General features: G+C 65.0%; 12 protein-coding genes. 4 read left to right on the forward strand and 8 right to left on the reverse strand.

Translation table 11 applies throughout. From position 1 onward, the window contains the following. A complete protein-coding gene (locus RFM52_RS02215; protein WP_320294211.1) occupies positions 1-1398 on the forward strand; it encodes an NAD(P)(+) transhydrogenase (Re/Si-specific) subunit beta in 1398 nt (465 codons plus the stop codon). 76 nt (positions 1399-1474) lie between these two features. On the opposite strand, the gene gyrB is transcribed toward RFM52_RS02215, so the two are convergent. Continuing rightward, positions 1475-3946, reverse strand: a complete 2472-nt coding sequence (gyrB, locus tag RFM52_RS02220) for a DNA topoisomerase (ATP-hydrolyzing) subunit B (protein WP_320294212.1) — start codon at positions 3944-3946, stop codon at positions 1475-1477. Positions 3947-4186: 240 nt separating this feature from the next. Further along, complete coding sequence (locus RFM52_RS02225; RefSeq protein ID WP_320294213.1) at positions 4187-4759, reverse strand: NADPH-dependent FMN reductase; 573 nt, start codon at positions 4757-4759, stop codon at positions 4187-4189. Positions 4760-4941: 182 nt separating this feature from the next. On the opposite strand from RFM52_RS02225, the gene RFM52_RS02230 reads away from it, so the two are divergent. Then, on the forward strand, positions 4942-6312 hold the full coding sequence (locus RFM52_RS02230; RefSeq protein ID WP_320294214.1) for a cytochrome P450: 1371 nt from the start codon (positions 4942-4944) through the stop codon (positions 6310-6312). A 94-nt stretch (positions 6313-6406) separates the two neighbouring features. Here RFM52_RS02230 and RFM52_RS02235 read toward each other — a convergent pair whose 3' ends face one another. The 6 genes from RFM52_RS02235 to RFM52_RS02260 all read right to left on the reverse strand — a co-directional run bounded on the left by RFM52_RS02235 (position 6407) and on the right by RFM52_RS02260 (position 12222). Then, positions 6407-7390, reverse strand: a complete 984-nt coding sequence (locus RFM52_RS02235) for a complex I NDUFA9 subunit family protein (RefSeq protein WP_320294215.1) — start codon at positions 7388-7390, stop codon at positions 6407-6409. Positions 7391-7772: 382 nt separating this feature from the next. Further along, on the reverse strand, positions 7773-8774 hold the full coding sequence (locus tag RFM52_RS02240) for an Ldh family oxidoreductase (RefSeq protein ID WP_320294216.1): 1002 nt from the start codon (positions 8772-8774) through the stop codon (positions 7773-7775). A gap of 104 nt (positions 8775-8878) precedes the next feature. Further along, positions 8879-9688, reverse strand: coding sequence for an ABC transporter permease (locus RFM52_RS02245; RefSeq protein WP_320294217.1), 810 nt, complete (start codon positions 9686-9688; stop codon positions 8879-8881). Beyond that, on the reverse strand, positions 9688-10353 hold the full coding sequence (locus tag RFM52_RS02250) for an ABC transporter permease (RefSeq protein ID WP_320294466.1): 666 nt from the start codon (positions 10351-10353) through the stop codon (positions 9688-9690). Before RFM52_RS02250 ends, RFM52_RS02245 begins: the two co-directional genes overlap by 1 nt. A 198-nt stretch (positions 10354-10551) precedes the next feature. Continuing rightward, entirely contained in the window at positions 10552-11349 is a 798-nt protein-coding gene (locus tag RFM52_RS02255) for a transporter substrate-binding domain-containing protein (RefSeq protein ID WP_320294218.1), read from the reverse strand. A 57-nt stretch (positions 11350-11406) separates the two neighbouring features. After that, positions 11407-12222 carry an ABC transporter ATP-binding protein gene (locus tag RFM52_RS02260; protein WP_320294219.1) on the reverse strand — a complete coding sequence of 272 codons (816 nt, stop codon included), beginning with the start codon at positions 12220-12222 and terminating at the stop codon, positions 11407-11409. Between the two features lie 211 nt (positions 12223-12433). Here RFM52_RS02260 and RFM52_RS02265 point away from each other — a divergent pair, with 211 nt between their 5' ends. Both RFM52_RS02265 and RFM52_RS02270 read left to right on the forward strand, forming a co-directional pair. Next, entirely contained in the window at positions 12434-13306 is an 873-nt protein-coding gene (locus RFM52_RS02265; protein ID WP_320294220.1) for a dimethylarginine dimethylaminohydrolase family protein, read from the forward strand. Continuing rightward, a complete protein-coding gene (locus RFM52_RS02270; RefSeq protein ID WP_320294221.1) occupies positions 13276-13989 on the forward strand; it encodes a TetR family transcriptional regulator C-terminal domain-containing protein in 714 nt (237 codons plus the stop codon). The genes RFM52_RS02265 and RFM52_RS02270 overlap by 31 nt, the downstream gene beginning before the upstream one ends. Positions 13990-14063 lie beyond the last annotated feature (74 nt).

The following is a 14063-nucleotide window of genomic DNA, read 5'->3' on the forward strand; positions in this document are numbered from 1 at the left end:
GTGACCGTCAATCTCGCTTCCTTCCTCTATCTCGTCTCCGGCATCCTGTTCATCTTGGCGCTGCGCGGCCTGTCGCATCCGACCACCAGCCGCCAGGGCAATCTCTACGGCATGATCGGCATGGGCATTGCCATCGCCACCACGCTGGCGCTGGCGACCCCGTCGGCCGGCCGCTTCGGCCTGATCGTGCTCGGCCTCGCCATCGGCGGCGGCATCGGCGCGGTCACCGCGCGCCGCATCGCCATGACCTCGATGCCGCAGCTGGTCGCCGCTTTCCACTCATTGGTGGGCTTTGCCGCCGTCATGGTGGCGGCCGCCGCCATCTACGCGCCGGAAAGCTTCGGCATCGGCACGGCGGGCGACATCCACGCCCAGGCGCTTGTCGAAATGAGCTTGGGCGTCGCCATCGGCGCCATCACCTTCACCGGCTCGGTCATCGCCTTCCTCAAGCTCGACGGCCGCATGTCGGGCAAGCCGATCATGATCGGCGGCCGCCATCTCATCAACATCGCCCTCGGCGTCGCCCTGGTGGTGCTGATCGTGCTGCTCGTCACTACCGAATCCAAGCTCGTCTTCTGGCTGATCGTCGCCGCCTCGCTGGTGCTCGGCGTGCTCTTGATCATCCCGATCGGCGGCGCCGACATGCCGGTCGTGGTGTCTATGCTGAACTCCTATTCCGGCTGGGCGGCTGCGGCTCTCGGCTTCACGCTCGGCAACCTGGCGCTGATCATCACCGGCGCGCTGGTCGGCTCCAGCGGTGCGATCCTGTCCTACATCATGTGCAAGGGCATGAACCGCTCCTTCATCTCGGTCATCCTCGGCGGCTTCGGCGGCGAGACGGCCGCGGTTGCCGATGACGGCATCGAGCGCACCGTCAAGCAGGGCTCGGCCGACGATGCCGCTTATCTGATGATGAACGCGCAGAAGGTCATCATCGTGCCCGGCTACGGCATGGCGGTCGCCCAGGCGCAGCATGCGTTGCGCGAGATGGCCGACAAGCTCAAGGCCGCCGGCGTCGAGGTCAAATACGCCATCCATCCAGTCGCCGGCCGCATGCCCGGCCACATGAACGTGCTGCTCGCCGAAGCCAACGTGCCCTATGACGAGGTGTTCGAGCTGGAGGACATCAACTCCGAATTCGCGCAGGCCGACGTCGCCTATGTCATCGGCGCCAACGACGTCACCAACCCGTCCGCGCGCGACGACAAGTCCTCGCCGATCTACGGCATGCCGATCCTCGACGTCGACAAGGCCCGCACCTGCCTGTTCGTCAAGCGCTCGCTCGGCTCCGGCTACGCCGGCATCGACAACACGCTGTTCTACAAGGACGGCACCATGATGCTGCTCGGCGACGCCAAGAAGATGACCGAAGAAATCGTCAAGGCGATGGATCATTGATCCAGCCGCAATTTCCGCAACAAAAAGGCCGGCATTTTGCCGGCCTTTTTGTTGCGGAAATTGTCGACCTGCCTGCTCAAATATCCAGATTGGCGACCGACAGCGCGTTGTCCTGGATGAACTCGCGCCGCGGCTCCACCTCGTCGCCCATCAGCCGCGAGAACAGTGAGTCCGCGTCGGTCGCGTCGTTGACCTTGACCTGCAGCAGCGAGCGCACATTCGGGTCGAGCGTGGTTTCCCAGAGCTGCTCGGCATTCATCTCGCCAAGACCCTTGTAGCGCTGCATGGTCAGGCCCTTGCGGCCGGTGGCGAACACCGCATTGAGCAGCGCCAGCGGCCCCGAAATCGTCTCAGAGGTCTCCTTGCGGCGCAGCGTTGGCTGCGCGCCATAGATTTCCGCAAGGCGCGCCGCGTAGCGGTCGAGCTGGCGCGCGTCGGCGGAATTGATCAGCCCGGCATCGAGCTGGGCGACGTCCTTGACGCCGCGCACGGTGCGCTCGAACACATAGCCGCCGGAGCCGTCATTGGAAGTCGACAGCCGCCCGGTCCAGCCGCGCTCGGTCTCCTCGGCGATCATGTCGAGGCGCTCGGCGACGCGCTCGGCCATGGCGTTGGCGCGGCCGAGATCGGCAAGCACATCGGCGTTGAGCGCGCCGGCGATCGCCGCCTGCTCGACGACGCTGCGGTTGTAGCGGGTGTGCAGACCGTTGATCAGCTGGCGCACCGCCAGCGCATCATCGATGGCGCTGTGCAGGTCCTGTCCGGTACGCACCTCGCCCGAAGCCAGCGTCAGCGACGCTTCGTCCAGCCCGGACTCGATCAGATATTCCTCATAGGCGCTTTCGTCCTTGAGATATTGCGAGCTCTTGCCCCGCGTCACTTTGTAGAGCGGCGGCTGGGCGATGTAGAGATGGCCGCGCTCGATCAGCTCCGGCATCTGCCGGAAGAAGAAGGTGAGCAACAGCGTGCGAATATGGGCGCCGTCGACGTCGGCGTCCGTCATCAGGATGATCTTGTGGTAGCGCAGCTTGTCGGCGTTGAACTCGTCCTTGCCGATCGAGGTGCCGAGCGCGGTGATAAGCGTGCCGATCATGTCGGAGGAGAGCATGCGGTCGAAGCGCGCCCGCTCGACGTTCAGGATCTTGCCGCGCAGCGGCAGGATGGCCTGATTCTGGCGCGAGCGCCCGCCCTTGGCCGAGCCGCCGGCCGAGTCACCCTCGACGATGAAGATTTCCGACTTCGCCGGATCGCGTTCCTGGCAGTCGGCGAGCTTGCCGGGCAGCGAGGTGACGCCGAGCGTGCTCTTGCGGGTGATGTCGCGCGCCTTGCGCGCCGCTTCGCGCGCGGCGGCCGCCTGGATCACCTTCTCGACCACCACCTTGCCTTCGCTCGGATGCTCTTCCAGCCAGGTGCCGAGCGCCTCGTTGACCAGGCTCTCCACGACAGGGCGAACCTCGGACGAGACCAGCTTGTCCTTGGTCTGCGAGGAGAATTTCGGGTCCGGCACCTTGACCGAAAGCACCGCGGTCAGGCCTTCGCGGCAATCGTCGCCGGTCAGTGAGACCTTTTCCTTCTTGGTCTGGCCGGACGATTCGCCGTAGCCGGTGATCTGCCTGGTCAGCGCCGCGCGGAAGCCAGCCAGATGCGTGCCGCCGTCGCGCTGCGGGATGTTGTTGGTGAAGGCCAGCACATTCTCGTGGTAGCTGTCGTTCCACCACATCGCGACTTCGACGGTGATGCCGTCGCGCTCGGCGCGGATGGCGATCGGCGTCTCGATCAGCGGCTTCTTCACCCGGTCGAGATATTTGACGAACTCCTCCAGGCCGCCATCGTAATGCAGCTCGTGGCGCACGATGTCGGCATGGCGGGCGTCGGTCAGCACGATACGCACGCCGGAATTGAGGAAGGCGAGCTCGCGCAGCCGGTGCTCCAGCGTGCTGTAGTCGAACTCGACCATGGTGAAGGTCTCGGCCGACGGGAAGAACGTGATTTCGCTGCCGCTGCGGCCCTCATAGGTGCCTGGGCGCTTGTCCTGCTCGTAGCTTCCGGTCACCTTCAGCGGCGCGTCGGCGTTGCCGTGCGTGAAGCTCATCTCGAAGATCTCGCCGTTGCGGCGGATCTTGATCTTCAGCCATGCCGAAAGCGCGTTGACCACGGAGACGCCGACGCCGTGCAGGCCGCCGGAAACCTTGTAGGAGTTCTGGTCGAATTTGCCGCCGGCATGCAGCTGCGTCATGATCACTTCGGCCGCCGAAACGCCCTCTGTGGGGTGGATATCGGTCGGAATCCCGCGACCATTGTCGATCACTGTGACGGAACCGTCGGGGTTGAGCGTCACCGAGACGAGGTCGGCGTGGCCGGCCAGCGCCTCGTCGATGGCGTTGTCCACCACCTCATAGACCATGTGATGCAGGCCTGAGCCGTCATCGGTATCGCCGATATACATGCCCGGCCGCTTGCGCACGGCATCCAACCCCTTCAAAACCTTGATGGAATCGGCGCCGTACTCGGCTTCCGCGCCATTGGCGCTTTCGGTCTGGTCGCTCATGAAAACCTGTCTGATTGATGTCGATGGTCCGGCGCGGAAAAACGGCCCCGAATCGCGCCGTTTTGATGTCCTAGATATAGGCGCAAACGGCTGCTTTTCCAAGGTTTGCGGCCATTTTGCCGGCTTGGCGAGCGGCGTCTTCGCGTCGGCGCGAGATGCTGCGCGTATATTGGCGCGTCCGGCCGGGGAAGCAGCGCCGAAACGCGGCCTCGCAACTTGCCTTCGCTGGGAGTTTCGCGCCTATCCGGCGGCGCGCAGCGCCTTCAGCGCCTCGCTCCAGCGCGACAGTTCGTCGAGCATCATCCTGGTGCCTCCCTGCACCTGCTCGCTCGGATGAAAGGCGCGGTTCTGGTCGAGCAGCGTCGCATAGGCCGGCAGCGCGACGCCTTCCGGGATCGGCATGACGCCGACGGAAGTGAGCAGCGGCTTCAGGGCCTGCGCCGCGCGCAGGCCGCCGGACACGCCGCCATAGCCGAAGATCGCCGCCGGCTTGTAGCGCCATTCATGGATCAGGTAGTCGATGGCGTTCACGATCGCGGGCGCCACGAAGTAGTTGTACTCCGGCGCGACGAATACGAAGGCGTCGGCGGCATCGATCGCCTTCGACCAGGCCTTGGTATGGTCGTTCTCGTATTTACGCAGGCGCGGATGGTGCGGCTCGTCGAGCATCGGCAGGTTGAACGCCGCGATGTCGGTCAGCACCGGCTCGAACTTGCCATGCTGGCGCGCGAAGCCCTCGAGCCATTCGCCGAAGATCGGACCGGCGCGTCCCGGCCGCGTGCTGCCGATGATGATGTCCAGGCGTTGCTTCACTTGCGGCTCCTTGCTTGACGGTATCCGTTGGTGACTAAAGCAAGCCTCCACCGCCAACAAGCAGGCATTTGTCGGTGCCGGTCACATTCCGGCGAGTGTGCGGCAGCCGGATATGCCGCTCAGTCACATGGACGCCGGCTTCATGGGGCACTACATTTGCCGCTGTCAGCGGAGCATGCCTCATGGACACCAAGCCCGCCCCCTTCGTGCCGCCGGCGCCGAAGCCGCGCACCCAGCCGCCCTCGACGCTGGAGATGATGCGCATCGTCTACCGCAACCCGCTCGAATTGTGGGGCGAGCATACCTACAACGAGCCGTGGGTCTCGGCGAACGGCGTCGGTGGACATCTGATCGTCGCCAACGATCCCGGCCTCATCCGCCACGTGCTGATCGACAACGCCAAAAACTACAAGATGGCGACGGTGCGCCAGCTGATCCTGCGCCCGATCCTGCGCGACGGGCTGCTGACCGCCGAGGGCGAGGTCTGGAAGCGCTCGCGCAAGGCGATGGCGCCGGTGTTCACGCCGCGCCACATCTTCGGTTTCGCCGCGCCGATGCTGAAGCGCACGCTGGAATTCGTCACCCGCTACGAGGCTGGCGGCAAGACCGATGTCGCCCATGACATGACGCTGCTCACCTACGACATCCTGGCCGAGACGCTGTTTTCCGGCGAGATCGCCGGCGAGCCGGGCAGCTTCGCCAGGGAGATCGACCGCCTGTTCGAGACGATGGGCCGCGTCGATCCGCTCGACCTGCTGCGCGCGCCCGAATGGCTGCCGCGCCTCACCCGCATCCGCGGCCGCAAGACCATGGCCTATTTCCGCAACATCGTCGCCGGCACCGTGAAGATGCGCGAGGAGCGGATGAAGCGCGATCCCGACGGCGTGCCGCAGGATTTCCTGACCCTTCTGCTGCGCGCCGAGGGGCCGGACGGGCTGACGCGCGCCGAAGTCGAGGACAACATCATCACCTTCATCGGCGCCGGCCACGAGACGACGGCGCGGGCGCTGGGCTGGACCATCTATTGCCTCGCCGAGGCGCCCTGGGAACGCGACAAGGTCGAGCAGGAGATCGACGCCGTGCTGGCGCGCGAGCCCGATCCGACCAAGTGGCTGGATGCCATGCCGCTCACCCGCGCCGCTTTCGAGGAGGCACTCAGGCTCTATCCGCCGGCGCCCTCGATCAACCGCGAGCCGATCGAGTCGGAGACGTGGAACGGCCTCTACATCCCAAAATACGCCGCCGTGCTGGTGATGCCCTGGGTCGTGCACCGCCACAGAAAACTCTGGGACAGGCCCGACGCCTTCATGCCGGAGCGTTTCCATCCGGAAAACCGCGACAAGATCGACCGCTTCCAGTATCTGCCCTTCGGCGCCGGCCCGCGCGTCTGCATCGGCGCCAGCTTCGCCATGCAGGAGGCGATCATCGCCCTGGCGATCCTTTTGTCGCGCTTCCGCTTCGACGTGACGCCCGAGACCCGGCCATGGCCGGTGCAGAAGCTCACCACGCAGCCGCAGGGCGGTCTGCCGATGCAGGTCTCGCGGCGAGGCTAAAGCAATTCCCAGGAAAAGTGTGAAACGGTCGGGCTCGGCGACTTCGCCGTAGCCATCCGTCCGGAATTGCGCAAAACAAACACGAATATTCCGATTACCGGTCGGCGATCGGCCGGCGCTGCTGGAACTGGCCAGCGGCGCGGAAGCGCCAGAGATAGCTGGGCAGGATGGTGGCGATCGCCTGCGGCTGGATGCCGAGGCCGGCGAGCGTCCTTTCAGCCTTGGCGGCTTCGTCCGAGACGATGTTGTGCTCGCGCAGCTGCATGACCTGGTCCTTGGTCAACAGTGGGTTGGGCAGCAGCTGGAGGATCGAGGCCTGGATATTCGCCAACCAGAACGGCACCGGCACCAGGAGGCGACGGCGCTCGATCACCATCAGCATCTCTTCCATGCATTCCTTGAAGGTCAGCACCTGAGGACCGCCGAGCTCGTAGATCTGACCGCCCTTGATCTTGCCGTCGACCGAGCGCGCCACCGCTTCGGCGACGTCGCCGACATAGACCGGCTGGAACTTGTTCTGCCCGCCGCCGATCAGCGGCAGCACCGGCGAGTAGCGCGCCATGTTGGCGAAGCGGTTGAAGAAGCTGTCTTCCGGGCCGAAATTGATCGACGGCCGCAAGATGACGGCATCGCCGATCGTGTCGAACACGGCTTTCTCGCCGAGCGCCTTGGTGCGGGCGTAGCCGGATGGCGAATTGAGATCGGCGCCGAGCGCCGAGATGTGGGTGAGGCCGGCGCCGACCGAGCGGGCGGCCTCGGCGACGGCGCGCGCGCCGAAATCGTGCACGGCGCCGAATTTCTGGCGGCCGGTCTCATGCAGGATGGCGACGAGGTTGACGACATGGTCGGCGCCCTGCACGGCGCGGTCAACCGACCAGCGCACGCGCACATTGGCCTGCACCGGCTGGATCTGGCCGACATTGCCGAGCGGCTGCACATGGCCCGCAAGGTCGGGCCGCCGGCAGGCGACCCGGATGCGATAGCCGCGCTTGGCCAGTGCCCGCACGACATGGCGACCGACGAAACCCGAGCCGCCGAAGACGACGACGAGCTTGGGGGTCTGCAAAATTTCGGTCATGACTGGCTCCGCGCGCGTAAATGCTTGGCTGAAGCCGTGTCTTAATCCGTTTCTCGCCAAAGGCAAAGAGCGACCGGAGGTCGCCGTCGAGGAGTTTTTGAACTTGCCTGGAATGCTGCTCTCTCCGCCTTGGAGAAGCAGAAAACCCCGCCGAAGCGGGGTTTTCCGGGCAGTGTCCACGCCGAAACAGGGTCCAACGAGGCGGCCTGACCTGAGACGGTATCAAGGTGGCGTGAAGCAAGCACGCCCGCCCCCGCCCTGAACGCCCGGCGCGGCGCCGCCAACCGCGAGCCGGAGGAAGCCAACCAAGTCGGCTCGCGGCGTGGGGTGCCGCAGATGGGTCGTGTCAGGCCGGGAAAAGGTTCAAATCGCGCGGGAAAAATCAGGCCGAATAGCGCTCGGCGAATTCCGAAATGCGCTGCACCACCGCCCTGGACGTGGTGATGCCGCGCGCCTTTGCCTTCTCGGCGGCCTCGGCGCGGGAGCGTCCGGGAATATGCACGCCAAAGCGCCGCCGCAGCCGGTCGAGCTGGTCCTTCATGCGCTGCTCGAAATCCGGGTCGAGCAGCTTTGGCTCGATGGCCAGAACGAAAAGGCCGGTACCGGGACTGTCGGGCCCGCCGGTGAACCAGGGCGCGTCGAGCGACCAATTTGCGCCCGAAATGCCGGCGGCCAGCACCTCGACCATCAATGCGATGTTGGCGCCGCGCTGGCCGCCGAAGGCAAGCATCGCGCCCTTCATCGCCGCCGCCGGATCGGTGGTGGGATTGCCGCTGGCATCCAGCGCCCAGCCTTCGGGGATCTTCTTGCCATCCTCGGCCGCCTTGCGGATGTTGACGAAGGCCGTGGCGCTCGAAGACTGGTCGATGACCAGCGGCGGCCCGTCGGCGGCGGGCGAGGCAAAGGACATCGGATTGGTGCAATAGACGGGCTTCACCGAGCCTGAGCCGGCAAGCACCGCCGGCCCGTTGGTAGCGGCGAAGGACACCAGCCCCTGTTCGGCCAGCCGTCCGGTGAAATAACCGAGCGCGCCGCATGTATAGGCGTTCTTCTGCGAGAAGATGGCGACGCCGAACAGCTTGGCCGCCTTGACCAGGTCGTCGATCGTGCGGTCGAAGCCGGTATGGGCAAGCCCGCCGCGCGCGTCCGAAAGATAGACGGCGAGCGCCGGCCGGGTGATCGCTGGATCGGCATCGCCGTCGATGCGGCCGGCTTCGAGCGCTTCCAGGTAGTCGATGAAATGCGACAGCCCCACCGTCGACAGGCCTTCGGCCTCCGCGGCGATGATCGAGGCGGTGAGCGACTGCGCCGCTTCCTCATTGGCGCCGGCACCGAGCGCTGCCATCCGGCATAGGCCTGTTGCCTGGTCGAGAGTGAGTTGCATGGTGAGCCTTGGTGAATGGTGAATGGTGAATAGTCAGTAGTGAGTAGTCGGTGTGATGGGAAGTGAAGCCCCACGGCCATTCACCATTCACCACTCACTACTTACTACCCGATCTTGACCGGAATCCGAGCCTCTATCCGGCTGAAGACGAAGACCAGGATGCCGGTGATGGTCATATAGATCAGCGCCAGCAGCAGCAAAGGCTCGTAGGTCAGGTAGGTGTCCTGGCGCACCTTGGAGGAGACGGCGAAAATATCGATGACGCTGATCGTCGCCACCAGTGGCGTCGACTTCAACTGCAGCACGGTTTCGCCGGTCAAGGTCGGCAGCGCCCGGTAGAAGGCCTGCGGCAGCCAGATGCGGCGGAAGATTTTCCAGCGGCTCATGCCGAAGGCGCGGGCGGCCTCCAACTGTCCGCGCGGCACGCCGGCAAAGGCGCCACGCATCACTTCGCCCTCGTAGCCGGCGAAGGAAAAGGTCAGCGCCACCACGGCGTAGGGCCAGGCCTGCCTGAGATACGGCCACAGCCAGGATTCGCGAATCCACGGATATTGCGGGAAGATCGAGCCGAGGCCGTAATAGAGCAGCCAGAGCTGCAGGAGCAGCGGTGTTCCCCGGATGATGGTGCAGAAGATTTTCGCTGGCACGGCGAACCAGAACGGCCCCCCTGCCTGGGCGAGCCCCAGCGGCACCGCAAGCGCAAAGCCCAGCGCGCAGGTGACGGCGAGGATCCAGAGCGCCCGCCAGATGCCCAGCAGGCCCATTTCCCAATATTGCGGCAGCCAGTCCCAGCGCATGAAGAAGGCGGCGCAGAGGACCAGCGCCAGCGCTATCAGGATCAGCACGATGCGATGCGGCTTGAGCCAGATCGAGGCGCGCGCCGCCAGGTCGATCGTGCTCGCTTCCGCCGACATCAGCGCGCCTCCTTGACGGACGGCATGCCGCGTCGTGACCAGGCCTCGACACGGCCGATAATCACGTTGGAGAACAGCGACAGCGCGAGATAGAGCGCGCCGGCCGCGAGGTAGAACAAAAGATAGGCCTTGGTGACGCCCGCCGCCTGGCGCGTCGCCAGCGTCAGTTCGAAGAAGCCGACGACCGCAAGCAGCGCGGTGTCCTTGGTGGCTATCAGCCACAGATTGGCAAGGCCGGGGATGGCGAAGGGCAGCATCGCCGGCAGCGTGATGCGCCGCAGCATCAGGCCCGGCGACATGCCGTAGGCGCGGGCGGCCTCGATCTGGCCCTGCGGGATGGCGAGGATGGCGCCGCGGATGACTTCGGTCGAATAGGCGCCCTGGACGAAACCCAGTACGAAGATGCCGGCCGCGAGCCCGCTGATGTCGACGCGCTGGTAGCCGATCGCCGTCAGAACCTGGTTGATGAGGTCGGTGCCGGCATAATAGAGCAGCAGGATCAGCACCAGTTCCGGCACCGCGCGGACAACTGTGGTGTAGACAGCCAGCAGGTCGCGCGTCACCGGGCCGCCATAGAGCTTGCCGAAGGCGCCGGCGGTGCCGATCAGCAAGCCGAGGCAGGTGGCGCCGATGGCGATCTCGAGCGAATGCAGCAATCCGACCAGCAACGTGCCGCCCCAGCCGGGTGAGAAGGGCGACAGGAGTTCGATGATGCCGGCAGCCGTGGCCGGAAGAAGCGCGTCGATCAGTTTCGCCCCCGAATTGCTGGGTCAGCCGGCTTCAATGGCCGGCGGCAAGCGTGCGTGGCAGGGTAGCGAGGGCATGGCGCGGACACCATGCCCTCAACTCAGGCGGAAGGTTCGTCAGTTCGACTGCGTGGCGCCGCCATAGATGTCGAAGTCGAAATACTTCTTCGAGATCTCGTCATATTTGCCGTTGGCGCGGATCGCCTTGATGCCGGCGTTGAACTTTTCCTTGAGCGCGGTGTCTTCCTTGCGGATGCCGGCGCCGACGCCCGGTCCAAGCACTTCGTCGTCAGGGGCCACCATGCCCTTCAGGTCGCAGCAGGCCTTGCCCTGGTCGGTCTTGAGGAATTCGCCGAGCGCAATGGAATCGGCCTGGACGGCATCGAGACGGCCGGCGGCCAGATCGTTGTTGGCTTCGTCCTGCGTCTGGTATTCCTTGATCTCCTGCGCGCCGGTGAAATGCTTCTTGGCGTAGACGGCATGCACGGTCGAGACCTGGACGCCGATAACCTTGCCCTTGAGATCGTCCGGCGTGGCGCCGAACTTCTGGTCCTTCGGTCCGATGATCGCGGTCGGGGTGTTGTAGTACTTGTCCGAGAAGTCGATCGTCTTCTCGCGCTCGGCGGTGATCGACATGGAAGAGACGATGGCGTCGATCTTCTTGGTGGTCAGCGCCGGGATGATGCCGTCCCAGGCGACAGGGGTGATGACGCAGTCGAGCTTCTCTTCGGCGCAGACGGCGTCGACGAAGTCGATCTCCCAGCCGACCCATTTGCCGCTGGCGTCGGGCGACGTGAAGGGCGGGTAGGGCTCGGCGGCGACGCCGATCTTGACCTGCTCGGCCTTGGCCGCGCCACCCATCGCCGCGACGCCGAGAAGCAGCGCGGCGGCAAAGGTCTTGAGAACAGTCTTCATGTCATGACTCCCAGTTTGTTGTTGTTCCCGGTTTTTCCCTCCGCTTGATGCCGGCACCTAACCGACATTGCGGAGGAATTGCTTGAGCCTTTCGGATTTGGGCGCGCCGAACAATTGTTCCGGCGGACCTTCCTCCTCGACCAGCCCGTTATAGAGATAGACGACATGCGTCGCGACCTCGCGGGCGAACTTCATTTCATGCGTCACCAGCACCATGGTGCGCCCTTCGCGCGCCAAGTCGCCGATCACTTTCAGCACCTCGCCGACCAGTTCCGGATCGAGCGCGGAAGTCGGCTCGTCGAACAGCATGACGCGCGGATTGATCGCCAGCGCCCGGGCGATCGCGGCGCGCTGCTGCTGGCCGCCGGACAGGAAGGCCGGGTAGACGTCGCGCTTCTCCGCCAGCCCGACGCGGGCAAGCAGCTTCTCGGCCTGGGCGATCGCTTCGTCGCGCTTGACGCCGAGCACATGCACGGGAACCTCGATGACGTTCTCGATCAGCGTCATGTGGCTCCACAGGTTGAAATTCTGGAACACCATGCCGAGCCGCGAGCGGATACGCTCGATCTGCCTGCGGTCGGCAGGAACGGTGTGGCCGTGGCTGTCGGCCTTGAGCTTGATCTGCTCGCCATTGACCCGGATGATGCCGCTGGTCGGGTTCTCCAGGCAGTTGATGCAGCGCAGCAGGGTCGATTTGCCGGAACCGGAGCCGCCGATGATGGCGACCACCTCGCCGTCGCGCGCCGACAGCGAAACGCCCTTCAGCACATGCAGCTGGCCGAATTTCTTGTGCAGGTTTTCGACGTGGATGGCTTCTGCGGCGCCGTTCTGCGCCTCGCCGGATCGGACTGCGGCAGCGTCCACCGCGCTCACCGGGTGACCTCTATCTGGCCGACGGCAGATCGTCGAACGTCTATCCGGCTAATCAACATTACGCTGTATTGCCCACTCCAGATTTCAGCATGGACCCGACAGCGCGAGCCCGTCAATCCCGCTCATTACGGCACTTGCGGCGTTGTTGTGCAAGTGTATAAATAGCCTCTCATGAAATTTTTTCGATTTTTTTCAGCATAAAAGGGCATCGATGAGCGCTTTCGGATCACAGTCCATGGCGGCGCCGCTGCGGCGCGTGCTGATGCGTTCGGCGGCCAACGCCATGCGCGACGCCGACAGGGCTGCATGGCATTATGGCCCGGGATTCAACCCGGCGAAGGCCGCCTCGCAGCATGCGCTCCTGGCCGAGCTGGTGGCGGCTTCCGGCGCCGAAATCGAGTGGATCGAGGACAAGGCCGACGGCCTATCGGATTCGGTGTTCACGCATGACCCGTCGCTGATGACCGACCGCGGCGCGCTGATCCTGTCCATGGGCAAGCCCTTGCGCGCCCGGGAACCCTCGCTGCATGAGGAAACCTACACGAGACTGGGCATACCGGTCCTCGGCCGCGTCGAGGCGCCCGGCCAGGTCGAAGGCGGTGACTGTGTATGGGTGGATGCCCGCACGCTGGCGATCGGGCGCGGTGTGCGCTCCAACCAGGAAGGCATCCAGCAGGTGTCCAACCTGCTGAAGCCGCTGGGCGTTTCGGTCTACGGCTTCGATCTGCCGCTGTGGCAGGGCGAAGAGGCGTGCCTGCATCTGATGTCGGTGATCAGCCCGCTGGCCGATGACCTGGCCCTGGTCTATTCGCCGCTTCTGCCGGCCGCATTCTATCAGATGCTGAAGGCGCGCGGCATCCGGCTGGTCGAAGGCGATCCGCAAGAGTTCGCCGCCTCCAACGGCCTCAGCCTGAACGTGCTGCCCACCAGCCCGCACAAGGTCATCGCCGTTGCAGGTTTTCCCAAGACCAAGGCCGCGATGGAAGCCGCCGGCTGCGCGGTCGAGGTTTTCGAGGCGGACGCGCTCTGCATCGCCTGCGAAGGCGGGCCGACATGCCTGACGCGGCCGATCCTGCGCCAATGAACGCGCGCCGCAAGTTCCGTCGCGAGGGCGAGGAGCGGCGGCGGCAGGACCTGATCGATGCGACCCTGGACAGCGTGGCGGAACATGGCCTGCAGGGCGCCACCGTGCGCACCATCGCCTTGCGCGCCGGCGTCACCGCCGGACTGATCCGGCACTATTTCCCGGGCAAGGAAGACTTGCTGCAGGAGGCCTACGCGGCATTGATGGGCCGCATGACCGAGCAGGCGAAAGCGGCCCTGGTCATGGAAGACGCCTCGCCACGCCAACGCCTTGCGGCTTTCGTCACCGCCAACCTCAACGCGCCGATCATCGACCAGCGGGTCTTCTCGCTCTGGGCAACCTTCATCGGCCGCGCCGGCGCGGATCCGTCGCTCGCCCGCGCCCACCGCGAAGGCTATCTCGGCTTTCGCAACCAGGTGGAAGCGGTCGTGGCCGAAGTGCTCGCCGCCGAACGGCGCGAGCCTGACGCGGCTGAGCTTCGCCGCCACGCCATCGCGATCAACGCGATCATCGACGGGCTCTGGATCGAGGGCTGCCTGGCCGGCGAGATGTTCTCGCAAGGCGAATTGGCGGCGATCGGCATCAAGGCCGTCGAGGCCGAACTCGGCCTTGGGCCGCTAGAGCCGGATGATTTCAGGTCAAATCGACCTGAATCTGAATCCGGCTCTAAATCAAAGAGATAGAGCATGATGTCGTCCGAAAACCGCTTCACACTTTTCGGCATCATGCTCTCGCAATTCCAGGAAAAGTGAGAGCG

Origin of the sequence: Mesorhizobium humile (genome assembly GCF_033977215.1) — a bacterium.
Taxonomy (GTDB): domain Bacteria; phylum Pseudomonadota; class Alphaproteobacteria; order Rhizobiales; family Rhizobiaceae; genus Mesorhizobium; species Mesorhizobium humile.

Bases quoted from the DNA above. Each gene is read 5' to 3' on its own strand.
- gyrB (WP_320294212.1), bottom strand. From the start codon at position 3,946: ATGAGCGACCAGACCGAAAGCGCCAATGGCGCGGAAGCCGAGTACGGC.
- RFM52_RS02230 (WP_320294214.1), top strand. From the start codon at position 4,942: ATGGACACCAAGCCCGCCCCCTTCGTGCCGCCGGCGCCGAAGCCGCGC.
- RFM52_RS02235 (WP_320294215.1), bottom strand. From the start codon at position 7,390: ATGACCGAAATTTTGCAGACCCCCAAGCTCGTCGTCGTCTTCGGCGGC.
- RFM52_RS02240 (WP_320294216.1), bottom strand. From the start codon at position 8,774: ATGCAACTCACTCTCGACCAGGCAACAGGCCTATGCCGGATGGCAGCG.
- RFM52_RS02245 (WP_320294217.1), bottom strand. From the start codon at position 9,688: ATGTCGGCGGAAGCGAGCACGATCGACCTGGCGGCGCGCGCCTCGATC.
- RFM52_RS02255 (WP_320294218.1), bottom strand. From the start codon at position 11,349: ATGAAGACTGTTCTCAAGACCTTTGCCGCCGCGCTGCTTCTCGGCGTC.
- RFM52_RS02265 (WP_320294220.1), top strand. From the start codon at position 12,434: ATGAGCGCTTTCGGATCACAGTCCATGGCGGCGCCGCTGCGGCGCGTG.
- RFM52_RS02270 (WP_320294221.1), top strand. From the start codon at position 13,276: ATGCCTGACGCGGCCGATCCTGCGCCAATGAACGCGCGCCGCAAGTTC.